The 15,906-nt window shown below is 41.3% G+C and carries 17 protein-coding genes; 8 read left to right on the forward strand and 9 right to left on the reverse strand.

The genetic code is table 11. The features are described 5' to 3' along the window. Nucleotides 1-150: 150 nt before the first annotated feature. Nucleotides 151-2,022: a 1,4-alpha-glucan branching protein GlgB gene (gene glgB / locus CLOL250_RS02810; protein WP_008400524.1), complete on the reverse strand. Its 1,872-nt coding sequence runs from the start codon at nucleotides 2,020-2,022 to the stop codon at nucleotides 151-153. A gap of 332 nt (nucleotides 2,023-2,354) precedes the next feature. On the opposite strand from glgB, the gene CLOL250_RS02815 reads away from it, so the two are divergent. Beyond that, nucleotides 2,355-2,891, forward strand: a complete 537-nt coding sequence (locus tag CLOL250_RS02815) for a TetR/AcrR family transcriptional regulator (protein ID WP_008400525.1) — start codon at nucleotides 2,355-2,357, stop codon at nucleotides 2,889-2,891. Between the two features lie 69 nt (nucleotides 2,892-2,960). Here CLOL250_RS02815 and CLOL250_RS02820 read toward each other — a convergent pair whose 3' ends face one another. Further along, on the reverse strand, nucleotides 2,961-3,284 hold the full coding sequence (locus tag CLOL250_RS02820) for a carbon-nitrogen hydrolase family protein (RefSeq protein ID WP_008400526.1): 324 nt from the start codon (nucleotides 3,282-3,284) through the stop codon (nucleotides 2,961-2,963). Nucleotides 3,285-3,382: 98 nt separating this feature from the next. Between CLOL250_RS02820 and CLOL250_RS02825 the strand changes: the two genes are divergently transcribed. Beyond that, nucleotides 3,383-3,580, forward strand: coding sequence for a hypothetical protein (locus CLOL250_RS02825; RefSeq protein WP_274922226.1), 198 nt, complete (start codon nucleotides 3,383-3,385; stop codon nucleotides 3,578-3,580). A 44-nt stretch (nucleotides 3,581-3,624) separates the two neighbouring features. Here CLOL250_RS02825 and CLOL250_RS02830 read toward each other — a convergent pair whose 3' ends face one another. From CLOL250_RS02830 to fliB, 3 genes are all read right to left on the reverse strand, one after another. Then, a complete protein-coding gene (locus tag CLOL250_RS02830) occupies nucleotides 3,625-4,365 on the reverse strand; it encodes a DNA alkylation repair protein (RefSeq protein ID WP_021944452.1) in 741 nt (246 codons plus the stop codon). 29 nt (nucleotides 4,366-4,394) lie between these two features. Next, on the reverse strand, nucleotides 4,395-4,961 hold the full coding sequence (locus CLOL250_RS02835; RefSeq protein ID WP_008400529.1) for an LOG family protein: 567 nt from the start codon (nucleotides 4,959-4,961) through the stop codon (nucleotides 4,395-4,397). An 89-nt stretch (nucleotides 4,962-5,050) separates the two neighbouring features. Next, a complete protein-coding gene (gene fliB / locus CLOL250_RS02840) occupies nucleotides 5,051-6,133 on the reverse strand; it encodes a flagellin lysine-N-methylase (RefSeq protein WP_008400530.1) in 1,083 nt (360 codons plus the stop codon). A gap of 278 nt (nucleotides 6,134-6,411) precedes the next feature. Here fliB and CLOL250_RS02845 point away from each other — a divergent pair, with 278 nt between their 5' ends. Genes CLOL250_RS02845 through CLOL250_RS02855 form a run of 3 tightly spaced genes read left to right on the forward strand, consistent with a single transcriptional unit; the run spans nucleotide 6,412 to nucleotide 8,521 of the window. Then, nucleotides 6,412-7,320 (forward strand): DUF2975 domain-containing protein, encoded by a 909-nt coding sequence (locus CLOL250_RS02845; protein ID WP_008400532.1) that lies wholly within the window; start codon nucleotides 6,412-6,414, stop codon nucleotides 7,318-7,320. Between the two features lie 14 nt (nucleotides 7,321-7,334). Beyond that, complete coding sequence (locus CLOL250_RS02850; protein ID WP_008400533.1) at nucleotides 7,335-7,562, forward strand: helix-turn-helix domain-containing protein; 228 nt, start codon at nucleotides 7,335-7,337, stop codon at nucleotides 7,560-7,562. Continuing rightward, nucleotides 7,559-8,521, forward strand: a complete 963-nt coding sequence (locus CLOL250_RS02855) for a hypothetical protein (protein ID WP_008400534.1) — start codon at nucleotides 7,559-7,561, stop codon at nucleotides 8,519-8,521. The genes CLOL250_RS02850 and CLOL250_RS02855 overlap by 4 nt, the downstream gene beginning before the upstream one ends. Nucleotides 8,522-8,942: 421 nt before the next feature. On the opposite strand, the gene CLOL250_RS02860 is transcribed toward CLOL250_RS02855, so the two are convergent. From CLOL250_RS02860 to udp, 3 genes are all read right to left on the reverse strand, one after another. After that, nucleotides 8,943-9,989, reverse strand: coding sequence for a hypothetical protein (locus CLOL250_RS02860; protein ID WP_008400536.1), 1,047 nt, complete (start codon nucleotides 9,987-9,989; stop codon nucleotides 8,943-8,945). Nucleotides 9,990-10,011: 22 nt separating this feature from the next. After that, nucleotides 10,012-10,263, reverse strand: coding sequence for an acyl carrier protein (locus CLOL250_RS02865; RefSeq protein WP_008400537.1), 252 nt, complete (start codon nucleotides 10,261-10,263; stop codon nucleotides 10,012-10,014). 141 nt (nucleotides 10,264-10,404) lie between these two features. Further along, nucleotides 10,405-11,181, reverse strand: a complete 777-nt coding sequence (udp, locus tag CLOL250_RS02870; RefSeq protein ID WP_008400538.1) for a uridine phosphorylase — start codon at nucleotides 11,179-11,181, stop codon at nucleotides 10,405-10,407. Between the two features lie 375 nt (nucleotides 11,182-11,556). On the opposite strand from udp, the gene CLOL250_RS02875 reads away from it, so the two are divergent. Next, nucleotides 11,557-11,814, forward strand: a complete 258-nt coding sequence (locus CLOL250_RS02875) for an HPr family phosphocarrier protein (protein WP_008400539.1) — start codon at nucleotides 11,557-11,559, stop codon at nucleotides 11,812-11,814. 316 nt (nucleotides 11,815-12,130) lie between these two features. Next, nucleotides 12,131-14,005 (forward strand): ABC-F family ATP-binding cassette domain-containing protein, encoded by a 1,875-nt coding sequence (locus CLOL250_RS02880; protein WP_044944689.1) that lies wholly within the window; start codon nucleotides 12,131-12,133, stop codon nucleotides 14,003-14,005. Nucleotides 14,006-14,116: 111 nt separating this feature from the next. On the opposite strand, the gene CLOL250_RS02885 is transcribed toward CLOL250_RS02880, so the two are convergent. Beyond that, nucleotides 14,117-14,296 carry a DUF6472 family protein gene (locus CLOL250_RS02885; protein WP_008400542.1) on the reverse strand — a complete coding sequence of 60 codons (180 nt, stop codon included), beginning with the start codon at nucleotides 14,294-14,296 and terminating at the stop codon, nucleotides 14,117-14,119. Nucleotides 14,297-14,511: 215 nt separating this feature from the next. On the opposite strand from CLOL250_RS02885, the gene CLOL250_RS02890 reads away from it, so the two are divergent. After that, nucleotides 14,512-15,780 (forward strand): transglutaminase domain-containing protein, encoded by a 1,269-nt coding sequence (locus CLOL250_RS02890; RefSeq protein ID WP_044944690.1) that lies wholly within the window; start codon nucleotides 14,512-14,514, stop codon nucleotides 15,778-15,780. Nucleotides 15,781-15,906: the final 126 nt, after the last annotated feature.

Raw genomic sequence — 15,906 nt, forward strand, 5'->3', positions numbered from 1 at the left:
TCACCTTCTCATGTTCTATATATTCAGATCTTTTTTATGTGTTCAAACAATGTTCTGTATATTTGCAACGATCAAAACCATATCTCTGTCTAAAGTTTCCGATTACTAATATCAAAATATCCAGACATACACATGGTCGTTCACGAATGTCTAATCGACCGGTTTCAGGTAAATTCCGGAAAATGCCGGAAGGTCAAATCCGAAATCTCCATTTACACCTTTGATCGTCTTTTCTGTATCTTTTGTGCTTCCCCCAAATTTATTCCAGTCACTGTTGATTAGTACCTTCATTGTATCACCATTTCCATAATTAAAGTGATAATTTTTATATACAAGTCCCGACAGGTTTAATACAACGATCACCTTATCTTCATTTACTTCACGCTGAAAGATATAGACAACATCATTTTCCTTACCGCAAAGGATCCATGCAAATCCGTTCGGATCATCATCCCATGCAGATAATGCCGGCTCTTTCATATAAATCTTATTCAGTGCTTTCATGTACTGGTGGAAGGAATCATGGTTCGGATATTTCAAAAGATCCCAGTCCTGCTCGCGCTTCTCATCCCATTCACGGAACTGTCCGATCTCATTTCCCATAAAGTTCAGCTTCTTGCCCGGATGCGCATACATATAAGCATATAATGCCTTTGCCTGTGGGAACTTTTCTTCATACATACCCGCCATCTTCTGAATGATCGTTGCCTTTCCATGTACAACCTCATCGTGTGACAAAGGAAGCAGATACCGTTCGTTATAGTTATACATCATCGAGAATGTCAGGTCATGATAATGCTCGCCGCGGACAAATGGAAGTGTACGGAAGAAATTCAGTGTATCATTCATCCAGCCCATATCCCATTTGTAATCAAAGCCCAGTCCACCATATTTTGTTTCTTTCGTTGTACCCTTAAAGTCTGTCGAGTCTTCGGCACACAGGATGATCGAAGGATGACGATCCTTTAACCCCTGATTCATATTCCGGATAAAATCAACCGCCCGGTCATTTACACCACGGCTCTCATCGCCCATCCAGTAGATGATACGGCTGATCGCATCCATACGAAGTCCGTCAAAATGATACTCTGACAGCCAGTAATTCGCCGCAGACTGTAAGAAGCTCCGCACTTCTCCTTTGGAATGAATGAAGTTCATGCTTCCCCACTCACTGTATCCCACATCGTTGCTTGGATATTCATACAATGCCGTGCCATCATATCTGGCAAGTCCATAGCCATCAAGTGCGAAATGAACCGGAACAAAATCAAGAATTGTGCCAATATTATGCTGATGCAGAATATCGATCATTTCCTTCAGGTCATCTGCTGTTCCATATCTGGATGTCGGACTGAAAAATCCGGTATTCTGATAGCCCCAGGACTGATCGGACGGATGCTCGGAGAGCGGCATGAACTCTACATAATTATATCCCTGCTCTTTCACATATTCCGCAAGCATCGGAGCGATCTCCTTATAGGTATACCAGCTCTCCTCTACCCGGTTGCTCTCTGCGATCTCCTCCGGTGTCAGCGGATTTCCCTGTTCATCAAAGACCGGTTTTGTGCGCCAGGAACCCAGATGAACTTCATAGATGTTAAGTGGACTTCCCTGACATACACTACGGTTCTTCATCCATTTGGCATCATGGAAACGATAAGTATCCATATCCCGGATAATGGATGCAAATGCCGGACGCAGCTCCATGCCGAAGCCATACGGATCACAATGCTCCATGCTGCTGCCGTCTCTGTGATAGATCTTATATTTGTACATCATGCCCGGTCTTGCTTCCGGCACAAATACCTTGAAAAAGCTGCCGTCATAACAGCGTTCCATGACCGTCTCGTTCCAGTCGTTGAATTCACCGATCACATTTACCCCCAGTGCATTCGGTGCATATGTAACAAATTCCACACCACTGACAACTGTCTTCTTTCCTGTGATCTCTTTCTTCACATGCGCCCCTAGTTCTCTATATGCATCAAAGCTTCTTCCGGAATAAAATTCGTAAATGTCCATACTCTTCTCCTTTGTATTTATACAGATGATTCCTGCACGGGCAGTTTGACCTTACCAACTAGTGGCATTTGAAGCCGCCGGTCCTTAGATGGCGCATAAGCGGCATCTTAGTACCGCTGCAGGCTGAAACGAGCGAGAGCGTCCACATGTTGGCAAGGTCGAACTGCCCGTGTAGGAATCATCTGTTTTGTTTCTTTATTGACTATAGTAAATTTATAGATTAAAATAGACATGTTTATTATATGAGATTACAAAAGCTGACACCATAGCCAATAATTGAATAACGTCAATTTATTGACCATAGTCAACAAATAGTAAATCAGGAGATCGCAATGGATTTAAGAATACAGAAAACCAAGAACAGCATTTTCAGTGCTTTTATAGAATTACGTGCGGCAAAACCGCTCGAAAAGATTACGATCCGGGAGCTGACCCAGAAAGCAAATATCAGCAAACAGACATTTTATCTTCATTTTAAAGATATCTACGATCTATCGGAATATCTGGAAAATGATGCGATCACGTCACTGGTTGCAGACATTCCAAATCCGGATCTTATCATCACAGATCCGGCTGCCGCAGCCAGACTGCTCTGTACCGCATTTATCACACAGGGACATCTGTTCAACATTCTTTTCCCGGATGATGACAGAAGCTGTGGTGTGCTCACCAACAAACTGGAAGCCCGCATTAAGGAACTGATCTTTATCACGCATCCGGAATTCAAAGACAATCTGGAGAAAAATATCACAATTTCTCTGCTGATTCAGGGAAGCGTACATACTTTCTTAAAATATAAGGAAGAAGATACCGAGCAGGTGATCGAGATTCTTGCCGATACCATCGGAAGGATTGCCGACCATTCTTAATATATTAACGATAAAGAGCTGCCACCAGTATATACGCCTATTATTCCGCAAAGCACTTGCGTTCTATTTTCACGTAACAGTACTAAACTCCCTGCGTCTGAGCTGTGTATATGGCTTTGATGCCCGTATCTTTTTTACGGTTGACAGATCTGCGTCTACATATACGATCTGCTCTGTATCATCAGCTTTTGTAAGAACATTTCCATGCGCATCAACCACGATCGATTCTCCGGAAAAGTGCATCTCATCCTCTGCCCCGACACGATTACACATAGCAGGCATAACACTGTTCTGAAATGCCTGAACACGCAGCTCCCACTCAAACATCTCGGAAGGTTCTGCCTTTGTATTAACTGTCGGGATCAAAATAAGAACCGCACCTTGCCAACCCACGCATGCTATTGTATAGTTAAAATAACAATTTCTTGGAAATGGGGAATGATTGTGAATTACTCATTTACAAACGGAAAATCTTGAACGGAACAAAAGATATGCAGATACAGGAAGGGCTCTGTATTCTGGTACAGGAAGGAAAAATTACGGATATGATCGTTACCGCAAAGAATCCTCTGGAAGATCTGCGTGCTCTGCGCAATCTGGAAATGGTTGTCACAGGCGGCACGATCATCGATCATCCAAAGATCAAAAAAAGAAAACAGGTAGAAGCCGAGCTGGACAAATTCCTGTAGAGCATATGATTTCTAATCATTCCTCAAATATTTTGACCTATACTCTACCGCTTCATTGCCTTGAGTGCAGCTTTTTCCTCCGGTGTGATACGGAAGGATTCCTGCATCTTCTGGATTGCTTTGTTAAATGTGAAATCATCCAGATGGTTATTATTTAAAAATACCTTCGTCGGCTCCGGACATTTTACATAGGCTTCTGCAAGTCCCCATGCAACACCCATTTTCAGATAATAGCCATCATTCTTCATATGATCGTATGCATATAACACCTTATCAATATAGGCATCATTCAGATAATAATTCAACATCATAACTGCTACAAACCGCAGTTCAAACTCACGATTTCTCTCGTTAGCAGGCTTGCCATCGATTACTCCCTGCTCGTCCAGATATGGCATCAGGAAATCCCACACTTCCTGCTGATACTGGTTTGCAATCTTAAACGTATTACAGCAGGTATCGCAGATCGACCAGTCATCGATCTTTGGTATGAACCGTCCCATGTATGTGAGAATGTCGTCGATCTTTCCTCTGGCATAGCCAAGCACAATGCCCTGTAGCATGACTTCTTCAAAGGTATCATCCCTTGCGCCATCCAGATACTCCTTCCAGTTTACAGACGCGATCTCTTTCGCCATTTTGCGCAACACCGGAATCCGAACGCCGATGATATTTCCTGCTCCCGGTGACAGACTCGCTGTAAATTTTCCATATTCAACATCCATATTTTTATACAACTCATCCCGTACCAGATCGTGAACTGTATATTCATTCGTATCTCCCATTTTTTCTCCTGCACCTGCGCCCATATCGTTTAAAATTTAAATACCTTGCCGACCTCCGGTGTATAGCCATCCAGATAAGAAAGGATCTCATCTGTATCTGTCATCACCTGATAGATCTCGTTTGTTACATGGTTCATAAAACCCTTCTCGACACATTCATCCATCATCTGAAACAAAGAATCAAAGAATCCATCCTTGTTATAGACGATGATCGCCTTGCCATGCCGTCCAAGCTGCTTTAAAGTCAACACCTCAAAAAATTCCTCAAATGTTCCGATTCCACCCGGCACCATGATAAATGCATCACTCCGATCCTCCATGATCTGTTTCCGCTCACGCATCGTCTCTGTCCGGATCAGCTCTGTACATTTGTCATATATGATGCCGTCCACATTAAAAAATGTCGGTGCAACGCCAACGATCTCACCATTTCCGGCACTTGCTCCTCTGGCGGCAGCCCCCATAAGTCCTCTTGCACCCGCACCAAATACTAATGTGTGTCCTCTCTCTGCCAGCTTCTTTCCAAGATTAAAAACCGCATCCATGTATGCCTGATCAATGTCATTGCTGGATGCACCAAATATACATATATTCATACTGCTACTCCATTTTCCTTTTATCACTGTTCATCGCTCTGCGAGCGACCTTATCCTATAGTATGCTATAGAGTTCACTGAAATTCAAATTATATTCTTATAAACCAGTCCAGTTCTTCCACCCGGTCGAGATTCTCATCCGAATGTTCGATCTCTCTGGAATACCGGTACACCAGTTCGATCAGATCAGCCATCTCTAACTTCTCACTGCACTTTATCCATCTGGCGAGAAGCAGCAGGAAGATTACTGTCACATGTCCCACCGCGGAATCTATTTTACCAAGAATATTCCCATCATAGACCGCACCTAACAAATAGATCGAAATAAAATAAACAACGATCTGCTCCAGCACGATCTCAAGTGAAGGCAGGCTGCTGTTTCCCCACCATGACAGAAATCGTTTCTTATTCTCTGTGAAACCGGCTTCCCCCAGATCAAACAAAAGCACTTCGGATTCCACCAACACATCATCCCAGTCCTGATATAACAGCTCCAGCTCCTCTGACAGGAATCTCATATGCTTCCGGAACAGTTCATATTCATCTTTCACGCAGACTTTATCTGTATCCTCACATTCACCCCAGTCGATCAGATCCCCTTCTTCATAATGTCTCTGTGCGGAAGCACCGATCTGCAATACTTTTCTGATCCTTGCTTTCAGACTTTCTTCCCGGTTCTGGGTAATCTTCAAAATCTCCTCCCGGATATCCTCAAGATTGGAAAACAGGAAATAATCATAATCCTCAAATACTTCTTCCTCATCGTCTTCTTCACAGACAAATGTTACCGGATCTGTCTTCTGCATCAATATCCTTGCCACCTCCGGGCAGGAAAGCGATAATGAAATCTCTCTTATATTTTCAAATTCTTCCGTATGCCTTGGATATTCCCGACAGGTTGTGCATAAGCTGTCTTTTCCCATATGCTTATACATATCACACAGTCCATCATCCCGCAAAAATGCACATTTGCCCTTCCGGTTATGTCCGAATACGCCTTCTTCCCACTGTATATTCCGATGAAGTGTCTGCCTGTATTCTCCTGCGTAATTTCGATATTTTTCCAGTGATTCATCATCAATCACGATCTGCCAGTCAGAACAGCAGGTGTCCGGGCATTTGTCCGCTATACATCTAAACTTTTTATAATAATCCGGATAAGAATAAATCATATCTCTGCCTCACAAACATTTATTTATCGTCACTGAGAATGTTACTCTCCCATGTTCCCTTATGCCGGTGCCGAAATGCCAACGATCATTTTATCCTTCAATCAAATGATACGAAATCTGAACACGGCAATTTCTATTATATTAGACCTGCATAAATGAATCAAGCTCACAATCCATAGAAATTATTGACAAACGATAATTTTAATGATATTTTGAAACTGTAATTATTGTTTTTCGATAATTTTTAGATAAAATCAGCTATCAGAAAGGATATAACCATGAATCAGATTTTTACAACTCCGTTTGAATGGATCGCAGTATGGCTTCGAAAGCTTTCATTATCCGGAAGCTCCGGTAACTGTATCGCGATCATACTTTATATCATTATCTGCTGTCTCCCGGCAATCGCATTTCTGCTTCTTTGTCTGAGGAAAAAGAAGATCCGTGCAGACTATCTGTTACTCGTATGCTCTGCTGCCCTCTTTATCGGCATTTACCTGATGATAAATCCGGGGCTTATGACCCCCTATTTTCGTTATTCGATACCTATGATCGATCTGGCAATATCGACAACCCTGTGGTCCATCTTTATCTGTTACATCATTCTCCGGGTTCTTGCCATGATCCGGCATGCAAATGAGATCAATCTGGCAAAGATCGCTCAGGTTTTCATCATTCTTGTAATGATCATAACAATCATTAATATCTGTTTCATAAAGCTTCCAAAACTATGGGCTTCTGCAGATCAAACAGGTCCCGACCTGTATTCCCGGATCATATCATCAGAAGATGGTGCTGTTATGCTTGATAATGGCAGCATGGGATCATTTCAACCTGACCGCATTCCGTTACTCCTCTGCGACCTGGTTCCATCCCTGTTATTCATCTGGGTATTGATCGCATCTTTCCGGCTGTGTCGTTCTCTGAAAGACAATCATTTCACCGATCAGACGATCCAGGATGCAGGGGCACTCTCCCATCTGTGTGTAAGAGTTCTCTGCATTACGGCAGTACTTGAAGTTGTTCGGAACATCCTGCAGCTTCTTATGCTTCCGTCACTTTCAGATACGACCTTTACCGTATCTCTTCCTATTATAGAGATACTTCTGACCGTAACGGCATTTATCCTTGCAAAGAAATTCGAGACAGCACACACGCTGGAAGAAGAAAATGAAGCATTCATTTAATACGGAGGTTTCATATGGCAATTAAGATCAATCTGGAAAAAGTCTTAAAAGAAAATAATATGACTTCTAAAGAATTATGCAAAAAGATCGGCATAACCGAAGCAAATCTTTCCATTTTGCGAAGCGGAAAAGCAAAAGGTGTCCGATTTACAACCATCAATAAAATATGTTACTACCTGCACTGTGATGTAGGCGATATTCTGTCATTTGACGGAAATCTTGATGAGGAGGAAGAAGCATGAAGAAATTTTTATCTATAAGTATACTGACCCTTTTAGTTCTGACTGTCCTTTCCGGCTGTCAGCTTGCAAAGAAAGAAAATACCCCATCTGCAGTTACCAAGCATCTGGTTGGTATCTATTGTACAGCAACACCTCTGGATGATCAGGAAGAACCGACTTCCTGCACATATGATCAGAAAACAGATACTTTCAAACCGAATAATCCCGATATCTCCGGCTGCTATCTGGCTGCAATTAAAGTTGATGTATCCAAAGAAGAAGGAAATTTTTATTATTCGTTCTGTTCCGATATGATGGCTGAACCATCTATAAACATTTCCGGTTCCGATGGAACGAGCACTACCTCCTATGAGTCTTCATCCCATACACTAATCGGTCAAAGCAATTATATGTATCCACCCGATGGTACCACAGAAGCTTCCTTATCCCTTTCCGGCACTCTCTATGTTGATCCGGACAAAACAGATTATTCCACAGATTCAGATCTTTATTATATCTATCTGAATCTAATCTATCAGAAAGAAAATGGTGATCTCTTTATAACACCCGGCTCTCCTGTTTCAATCATGAACGAAGGCGAATCAACGACTCAATCCTTCTCTGAAAGCTACACAGAATCGGGCATCGATTCCAATGCCACTACAACGAATACGATCTCCCTTACGGTACGATCCATTTCTGATCCTGTAGACAGCTACACCTTCTATGGTATGTCCGATGACAATACCGTACTTTGGAGCGACACACAAAAAGCAGCCACCCTCACCGATGAACCGATATCCTTAAAAGGTGCTTCCTATCTGCTCATAAAGGAAGTGTCCACCAAAGGCATCGTATCCTACGATGTCCTTGCTCATACGGATGATGACGCAGAAACCACAGATCCTGACTACCGCAACCGCTATATCGCAACCGACAGCTTTTACTATCAGCCTTCAGAGATCCATATAGTGAAATAGATGGACGAAAAATATAGCCGGCTGTCCGGCTCAGATACTTTTCATTCCGCAAGACGCTCCCGCTCTATTCTCATGTAACGGTACTAAGCTCCCACTTCCGTGGATCGCTAAGAACCGACATTTGAATAGGCTTGCTTCATGAAAATATCTGTTGCCGAACAGCCGGCTATATTTTTCTGTCTTTGACTCTTCCACAAACAGAAAACACCACGGTATATACATTTCAAGAAACAGAACTCAGGCTGGGCTTGTATCTATTATTACGCAAAACGCTTTCGCTCTATTCCTCGGCGTAGCGGTACATAAGGCTGCACAAGGCGCAGCCTAAGTACCGACGCTCGGAAAGGTTTGCTTCATAATAATATAAGCCCAGCCTGAGTTCGTCACTTGACCATACACCGTGGTGTTTTCGTCTGCTACTTTAAAGTCTCTCGACAACCTTGTTGAGGACCTCAATCTCTTTGGCCTTTGCGGTCATGATATACTTCTCAAAACGATCAAGGCAGTTCACATTTCCTGTGATGGATGTCTTGATCAGAAGGTTTCTTGCTGTCAGCATATTGTTGACAACCTCCATGTACTCGTCAAGAATCTCATTATCATAAGCCAACACACCTTTTGCCATCATATACTTCAGGCGTTCATTCATCAGAACCTTATGATCGTATAACAGGTGAAGTGCACGGATATCAAAATCAGGCTCATCTCCTGAAAGCTGCTTTTCGATCTGCTTATATACTGCATCGTATACATTTACACCGAATACTGTATCTGAGAAACGATTTCTCATCATACGGAAATGATTCTTGGAATCCTTTGCGTCCAGATATTCAACCAATGTATCCTTAATATATGCCACATCCAGATCATAATACATCTCAGCGGTATTCTTCTGGATCACATATAAACCACGTCTGCCTTTATAATCATCCTTAAACATATGATCTTCGGATGCTGTTATGATATCGTAACCCCGTTTAACATCCTCAAAGGATACAGTTGAATAAGAATAATGCTCACCAAACGTAAAATCACCAACATGAAATTCTTCCTTATCCTTATCATAGCCAAAGATAAATAACTCATGTGGGAATTTGTAATCTGCACCGGAATCGCACAGAATCTTTGCCTCGTCAAATACACCATAGACATATCCGTTCAGGTCGATCGTTTTAATAATGAAGTTAATGATATCTCCACAGTAGCTCTCTACCTGCTCTTTTGTCATCAGTGAGAACAGAAGATATGGACACTCCTTCAAAGAACTGCTTCCCGGCATCATATCTGCCAGAAGCATCTCATCTCCTGTGAAAATCTCCTCAATATTATAACATCTAAGCTGGATGTAATTGCTGAAGATCCAGTTCTTAGCCTTTTCGTCATCCCCCAGAATTGAGAATAATGTTGCATGCCACTGCCATGATGTAATCATTGGGTAGCTGACCGGCAATATCTTTTTATTGCTCATGATTATACCTCCCTTATCTTCTCTAGTTCAACTTGGCTGCAACAGCGGCAACCACATCATTCATATCATAATACAAACCCAATGCGAGTTCTGAATCCTGAAATTCAATATTGAAATCATTTTCAAGTTCTACGATCAACTGAATAATCGATACAGAATTAACCCCATATTCTTTTGTCAACTCGGCTGTCATGTCAAGCTTGCTGATGTCAATCTCCGGCATAACACAAGCTACAGCCTGTAAAACCTTTGCTTCCAAATCCTTTCTGTCCATTACTGACCTCCTATCTGATATTTTGGAACCCGAAAAATTATATCGTCAGGTTCTTTTTGTTAATATTTACCAAATACCGTTATAAACATTGTATATGTTTTAACATTTTTTTCAATAACTTCTTACTTATATTAATAGATTTTATTCTTTCCCTGCATCCAGAATCAACTGCCGGACTGCCTCAACTGCGGTCTTTACTGCCATGTCCGTATCGTATGCCAGTGGATTCTCAAGTCCCGCTGCTTTTCGCTCCTGATTTCCAACCACCAGATAACAGGCTCCGACCTTCACACCCAGATAAGCCCCTACGATAAATAACGCCGCGGACTCCATCTCGGACGCCAGACAGCCCATCCGCTTCCATGCCTCCCATTTGGCTTCCAGTTCATAGGACACCGGCTTGGTTCCCGGCTCATGCTGTCCATAGAAGGAATCCTTGCTCTGAACAACTCCGGTATGGTATCGGACTCCCGTCGTCTCGCAGGCTTTTGTCAGTGCCTGAATGACCGGATAGCTTGCAACAGCCGGATATTCGATCGGAGCATATTCCTTTGATGTACCCTCCATCCGAACAGCACCGGTTGCCACCACGATATCTCCTCCCATGATATCTAACTGCATCGCGCCACAGGTTCCAACCCTTATAAATGTATCTGCGCCACAATGCACCAGTTCCTCCAATGCAATCGCTGCTGATGGTCCGCCGATACCGGTCGATGTTACACTGACCTTCTCGCCCTCCAGATATCCGGTATATGTCACGAATTCCCGGTTGTCCGCAACCAGCTTTGCATCATCCAGATAAGCTGCGATCTTCGCTGACCGCTTCGGATCCCCCGGCAGGATCACATATTTTCCGATCTCGTTCTTCCCGGTCTTTATGTGATATTCCCGTCCTGATTCTTCCTGATAGATCATACTTCCACCTCCGTTTCTGTCTGCTTTTGTTCCGATCAATCCCTGTTTTTTTACAGCTATTTGTACAAAAGCAGATACATATCAACTGCTATTTACCTGTATTATACCGAAAATATACACCAAAATCACCAATTTCTCCTATTTTGTACAAATTTTTCATAGCAATTTGTAACACCATTACAGTTTTACTACATATAAATGAATATCCTTAACTAAAAAATGACGATTTTTGAATTTCTTTAAGCTGAAATTTCTATTCACTTTAAAAAATTTTAGAAATTGGTAATAATTTTGCTTTTTGTTCACACTTTCATAATTTGACTTTAGCAAAAAAAAGGATTATAAATTGTTCAACAAATCAAGGAGGCGAGTTTTATGGCTAAATCAACTGACATTAAAGTAAAATTAAGCAGCGTTGATGAAGTAAAGCAGTTTGTAGATGTAATGAGAGGATATCATGGCGATGTCGATATATCAGCTACAAACAAAAACTATATGGTAGATGCAAAATCTATTCTTGGTGTTATCAGTCTCGATCTGAGAGATGAATTAACCGTAAAATTCTATGATGGTATTTCCGATTCATATATGTCAACACTGAAGCCTTTCATTGCTGAACCAGCAGTCGCATAAGGCAACTTACATTTAATAAAAGGAATATACGACAAACAGGAGCTATAAGAGCAGTCGTAAAAAAGGATATCCGGTCACAATATTCGGATATCCTTTTTTTCATTTTCCTGCATTTTTTTGTGTAAAATAATAATCTCTTATCTGTTTTATATATTTTAAACGCACGGAGGCAAGTGTGCGTAAAACTCTTATTGACGTAGCCGGGAAACCATCATAAAATAAGTGCAGTTTCCAGTATAGTAGTAGTGTACTGCCACATAATATCAACAGTCTATTCTATAAGAAACAAATATAAAGAATGGTTTGGGAAATACAAATGAACTTATTAACTATGAAAAATATCCACAAGGCGTATACAGATAAAGTGCTTTTCAAGGGAGCTGATTTCTCCGTCAACAGTGGTGATAAGATCGGTGTAATCGGAATCAACGGAACCGGAAAATCAACCTTATTGAAAATGATCGCAGGTTTAGATACCTGTGACGCAGGGCTTGTAGTGCGTGGGAACAACATTGTTGTCAATTATCTTCCACAGAGCCCGACATTTGACGACAATGAAACAATATACGAACATGTTATAACCGCCAACAGCACGGAAGAAAATAAATGGAGCATTGAAGGTGATGCCAGAGCAATTCTTGATCAGCTCGGCTTTAACGATACCGGTATTCCGGTTTCCACCCTCTCCGGCGGTCAGAAGAAAAAAGTTGCACTTGCTGCCGCTCTGCTGTCCAACTGTGATATTCTGGTCTTAGACGAACCAACGAACCATCTGGACAACGATATGACGGAATACCTGGAAGAATATCTGAACAATTATAAAGGTGCACTGGTCATGGTCACTCATGACAGATATTTCCTTGACCGTGTAACAAACCGGATCGCAGAGATCGATAAAGGATACATCTATCGTTATGAAACAAACTATGAAGGCTTCCTTGCCCTTAAGGCAGAACGGGAAAATATCGCTCTGGCCACTCAGAGAAAACACCAGACAATCCTTCGTAAAGAGCTTGCATGGATCCAACGCGGCGCAAGAGCCAGAGGCACCAAACAAAAAGCACATATTAAGCGATTTGAAGTTCTATCCGCCGAGAAACCGATCGAGATGGATAAATCCGTAACCTTAAATTCGATCACGACCCGGCTAGGGAATAAAACGATCGAGCTGCACGACATATCAAAGAGTTTTCCGGGAATGTCTCATCCATTGATTGAGCATTTTTCATATAACTTTTTAAGAACCGACAGGATCGGTATTACAGGTCCAAATGGCTGCGGCAAATCCACACTGATGAAACTGATCACGGGTATTCTGGAACCGGACAGTGGCTATATCGAGGTTGGAGAAACGGTAAATATCGGTTATTTCTCTCAGGAGAATGAACCTTTAGATGATAATAAATGTGTATTGGAATATGTAAAGGAAAAGGCAGAATTCATCCGAACAATTGACGGATATATGCCTGCTTCTACCCTATGCGAAGAATTTTTATTTGACTCGACCCTTCAGTATCAGAAGATCGGTAAATTATCCGGTGGTGAAAAACGAAGACTCTATCTGTTAAAAGTACTTGCCGGTTCTCCGAATGTTCTGATCTTAGATGAGCCTACCAATGATCTGGACATATCAACTCTTTGCATTCTGGAAGATTATCTGGACTCATTCCCCGGTATCCTGATCGTTGTATCGCATGACCGTTATTTTCTGGATCGTGTTGTCAGACGTTTATTCGTCTATGACGGAACAGGACACATCAACCAGTTCGAAGGAAGTTATACCGATTATTATCTGGAACATGGTTCATTTGCAAATTCAGCGAAATCTGTAAGTGACACTGAATGTGCAGGCAAAGCAAATATTACGGCTTCACGAAAGAATACACCATCAGTCACAGAAAGATCAGATGCTTCCAAAAAAGAAGCTGCACCAAAACGCACAAAGACCAAATTATCCTTTAATGAGCAGCGTGAATATGACAATATTGAAAACGATATCATGATCTGCGAAGAAAAGATAGACGGATTAGATCGTGAGATTGCAGCTGCCGCAACTGATTTTACAAAGCTGAATCACTTGATGGCTGAAAAAGAATCGGCTGAAATGAAGCTGGAACACCTGATGGATCGATATGTATATCTGACCGATCTGGTGGAATCCTTCAAAAAGTCGCCGGAGGATCACGCGTGATCACAGATCAGGCGCTCTCTCATTTCAGACTGCATCCGATTCTTATATAAAAAGCACACATTGTCTGATAGTATATTTTATATATACTTCTTCAGCCAACGTGTGCTTTTCTTACATCTGCTTTCGAACTACTTTATATTCATCATCCAACTGGAAATACGGACAACTTTCATATGAACTGGTTATAAATCTGGCATAATCATCCTCATCCATATTCACCATACACTCTGAAAAATCATCTTCATCATCATACACGTAATGTGCACATAAATCACAACTTGATGCTCCCATATCAGCACTCCTTCTGTAACATACTCATTATTTTTACTCTATGTTTAGTCAATATTACACATTTTTCATTCCCATTTCAAGCGTTAGTCCGAAATCTATTGGGCAGGCTTACAGAAAAGCGTTTTTTACTGGTAATAATTTCCACTCTGTGGTAAAATGACAAAGTATAAATTTATAATCTTTTCATCGTAAAAGATATGGATCGGGGTGTGTTTATGAGAAAGAAATTACTACTATTTCTGATGACAATTATCCTTGTATTACCGAATATGACCATACTTGCCGCGGATAATACAACGGATGATACGACAGAAGAGACCAATACCTATGCAGATATTGATACAACGAAGTATTATTATAACAGGTTTGACAATGATGCATACAAAAATGTATATAATCAGCTACAAGAAGCAGCTACCGCCTACCACGAATCCAATCAGAATGCGGAGTATCGTGAATCAGGCGAAACTCATTATTACAAAGCATTCACGATTAATGTAACCAGTAAAAACTGGGAAGTTATTGGCGCATCTGGTATGCAGAGTGTTGTAAATGCAGTTCTTGCAGATAACCCAATGTATTTCTGGATGTCACCTGATTTCAAATACAATGCTAAATCCTTAGATGGCGGTTCGGTTTGCTATGAAGTACAGATCATCTGCTATGATGATTATGCAAACGGGAATACCCGGGAGATTATCCGAAATAATGCAAATATTGTCATCTCCAATTATGCAGATAATTTAGATAAAGATCTTCCTGACTACCAAAAAGAATATCTGATCCATAATGCAATTATTGATGATACTTATTTTGATACGGAAAGCGAAGCTTCTCATTCCGGAGATTCATGGTGCTACAGTTTAGACGGAGTATTTAACTCCAAACATAAAAGTGCGACTTCATTTGGATATGCTAAAGCATTTAAAGCCGTTATGGACTATCTCGGTGTTAAATGCATCTATGTAGAAGGAAATGTGACATCATCTTCTGAAGAAGACAAGGATTCTGAAACCTATAATTCCCACGCATGGAACATGGTATGTCTTGATGATGGCTGGTACATTGTCGATCTTGCATATGATGATCCTGAGACAACGTCCGGTAAAAATGTCCTGATCTACGATTATTTCAATATTACAAGTGAACAGGCAAATAATCTGACGCCAGCATCTGACTGGCTGCCGGGAATCCCAACCTGTAAAGGAACAATGCACAGTATAAACAGTATCCAGTCAACTCTGGAAAAGGAGAATATCTGGCAGGAAGATAATTACAATCTTTTTGATAAGATTTTGGATCGTTATGGCTTATCTGTTGTTCTGATCAGTATCGGTGTTATCTTATTATTGATCATCACTCTGATCAAACATATCCATAAGCGTCACCGGAAGAGACGTGTAGAAAAAATCAAGAATACAAAGACGATCGCTATCGATCAGTCCGAACTGGACAACGAACTTCGTCGTCCACCATTATCATAATATATAAAAAAATATCAGGAGCGCAGAGCTATGGTCACAACCAGCCTGATGGTATATTGACATTAACGAAAATTTCGTTATGAAATACATATTGCCGGTAGATACGAGTGCATGTCTGAGTCCGAA

The organism is Clostridium sp. L2-50 (genome assembly GCF_000154245.1).
In the GTDB taxonomy this organism is placed as follows: domain Bacteria; phylum Bacillota; class Clostridia; order Lachnospirales; family Lachnospiraceae; genus Coprococcus.

Bases quoted from the DNA above. Each gene is read 5' to 3' on its own strand.
- fliB (WP_008400530.1), bottom strand. From the start codon at position 6,133: ATGATTTATTCTTATCCGGATTATTATAAAAAGTTTAGATGTATAGCG.
- CLOL250_RS02885 (WP_008400542.1), bottom strand. From the start codon at position 14,296: ATGGGAGCATCAAGTTGTGATTTATGTGCACATTACGTGTATGATGAT.
- CLOL250_RS02850 (WP_008400533.1), top strand. From the start codon at position 7,335: ATGGCAATTAAGATCAATCTGGAAAAAGTCTTAAAAGAAAATAATATG.
- CLOL250_RS02845 (WP_008400532.1), top strand. From the start codon at position 6,412: ATGAATCAGATTTTTACAACTCCGTTTGAATGGATCGCAGTATGGCTT.
- CLOL250_RS02830 (WP_021944452.1), bottom strand. From the start codon at position 4,365: ATGGGAGATACGAATGAATATACAGTTCACGATCTGGTACGGGATGAG.
- CLOL250_RS02860 (WP_008400536.1), bottom strand. From the start codon at position 9,989: ATGAGCAATAAAAAGATATTGCCGGTCAGCTACCCAATGATTACATCA.
- CLOL250_RS02825 (WP_274922226.1), top strand. From the start codon at position 3,383: ATGCAGATACAGGAAGGGCTCTGTATTCTGGTACAGGAAGGAAAAATT.
- CLOL250_RS02875 (WP_008400539.1), top strand. From the start codon at position 11,557: ATGGCTAAATCAACTGACATTAAAGTAAAATTAAGCAGCGTTGATGAA.
- CLOL250_RS02890 (WP_044944690.1), top strand. From the start codon at position 14,512: ATGAGAAAGAAATTACTACTATTTCTGATGACAATTATCCTTGTATTA.
- CLOL250_RS02815 (WP_008400525.1), top strand. From the start codon at position 2,355: ATGGATTTAAGAATACAGAAAACCAAGAACAGCATTTTCAGTGCTTTT.
- glgB (WP_008400524.1), bottom strand. From the start codon at position 2,022: ATGGACATTTACGAATTTTATTCCGGAAGAAGCTTTGATGCATATAGA.
- CLOL250_RS02835 (WP_008400529.1), bottom strand. From the start codon at position 4,961: ATGAATATATGTATATTTGGTGCATCCAGCAATGACATTGATCAGGCA.
- CLOL250_RS02855 (WP_008400534.1), top strand. From the start codon at position 7,559: ATGAAGAAATTTTTATCTATAAGTATACTGACCCTTTTAGTTCTGACT.
- udp (WP_008400538.1), bottom strand. From the start codon at position 11,181: ATGATCTATCAGGAAGAATCAGGACGGGAATATCACATAAAGACCGGG.
- CLOL250_RS02880 (WP_044944689.1), top strand. From the start codon at position 12,131: ATGAACTTATTAACTATGAAAAATATCCACAAGGCGTATACAGATAAA.
- CLOL250_RS02865 (WP_008400537.1), bottom strand. From the start codon at position 10,263: ATGGACAGAAAGGATTTGGAAGCAAAGGTTTTACAGGCTGTAGCTTGT.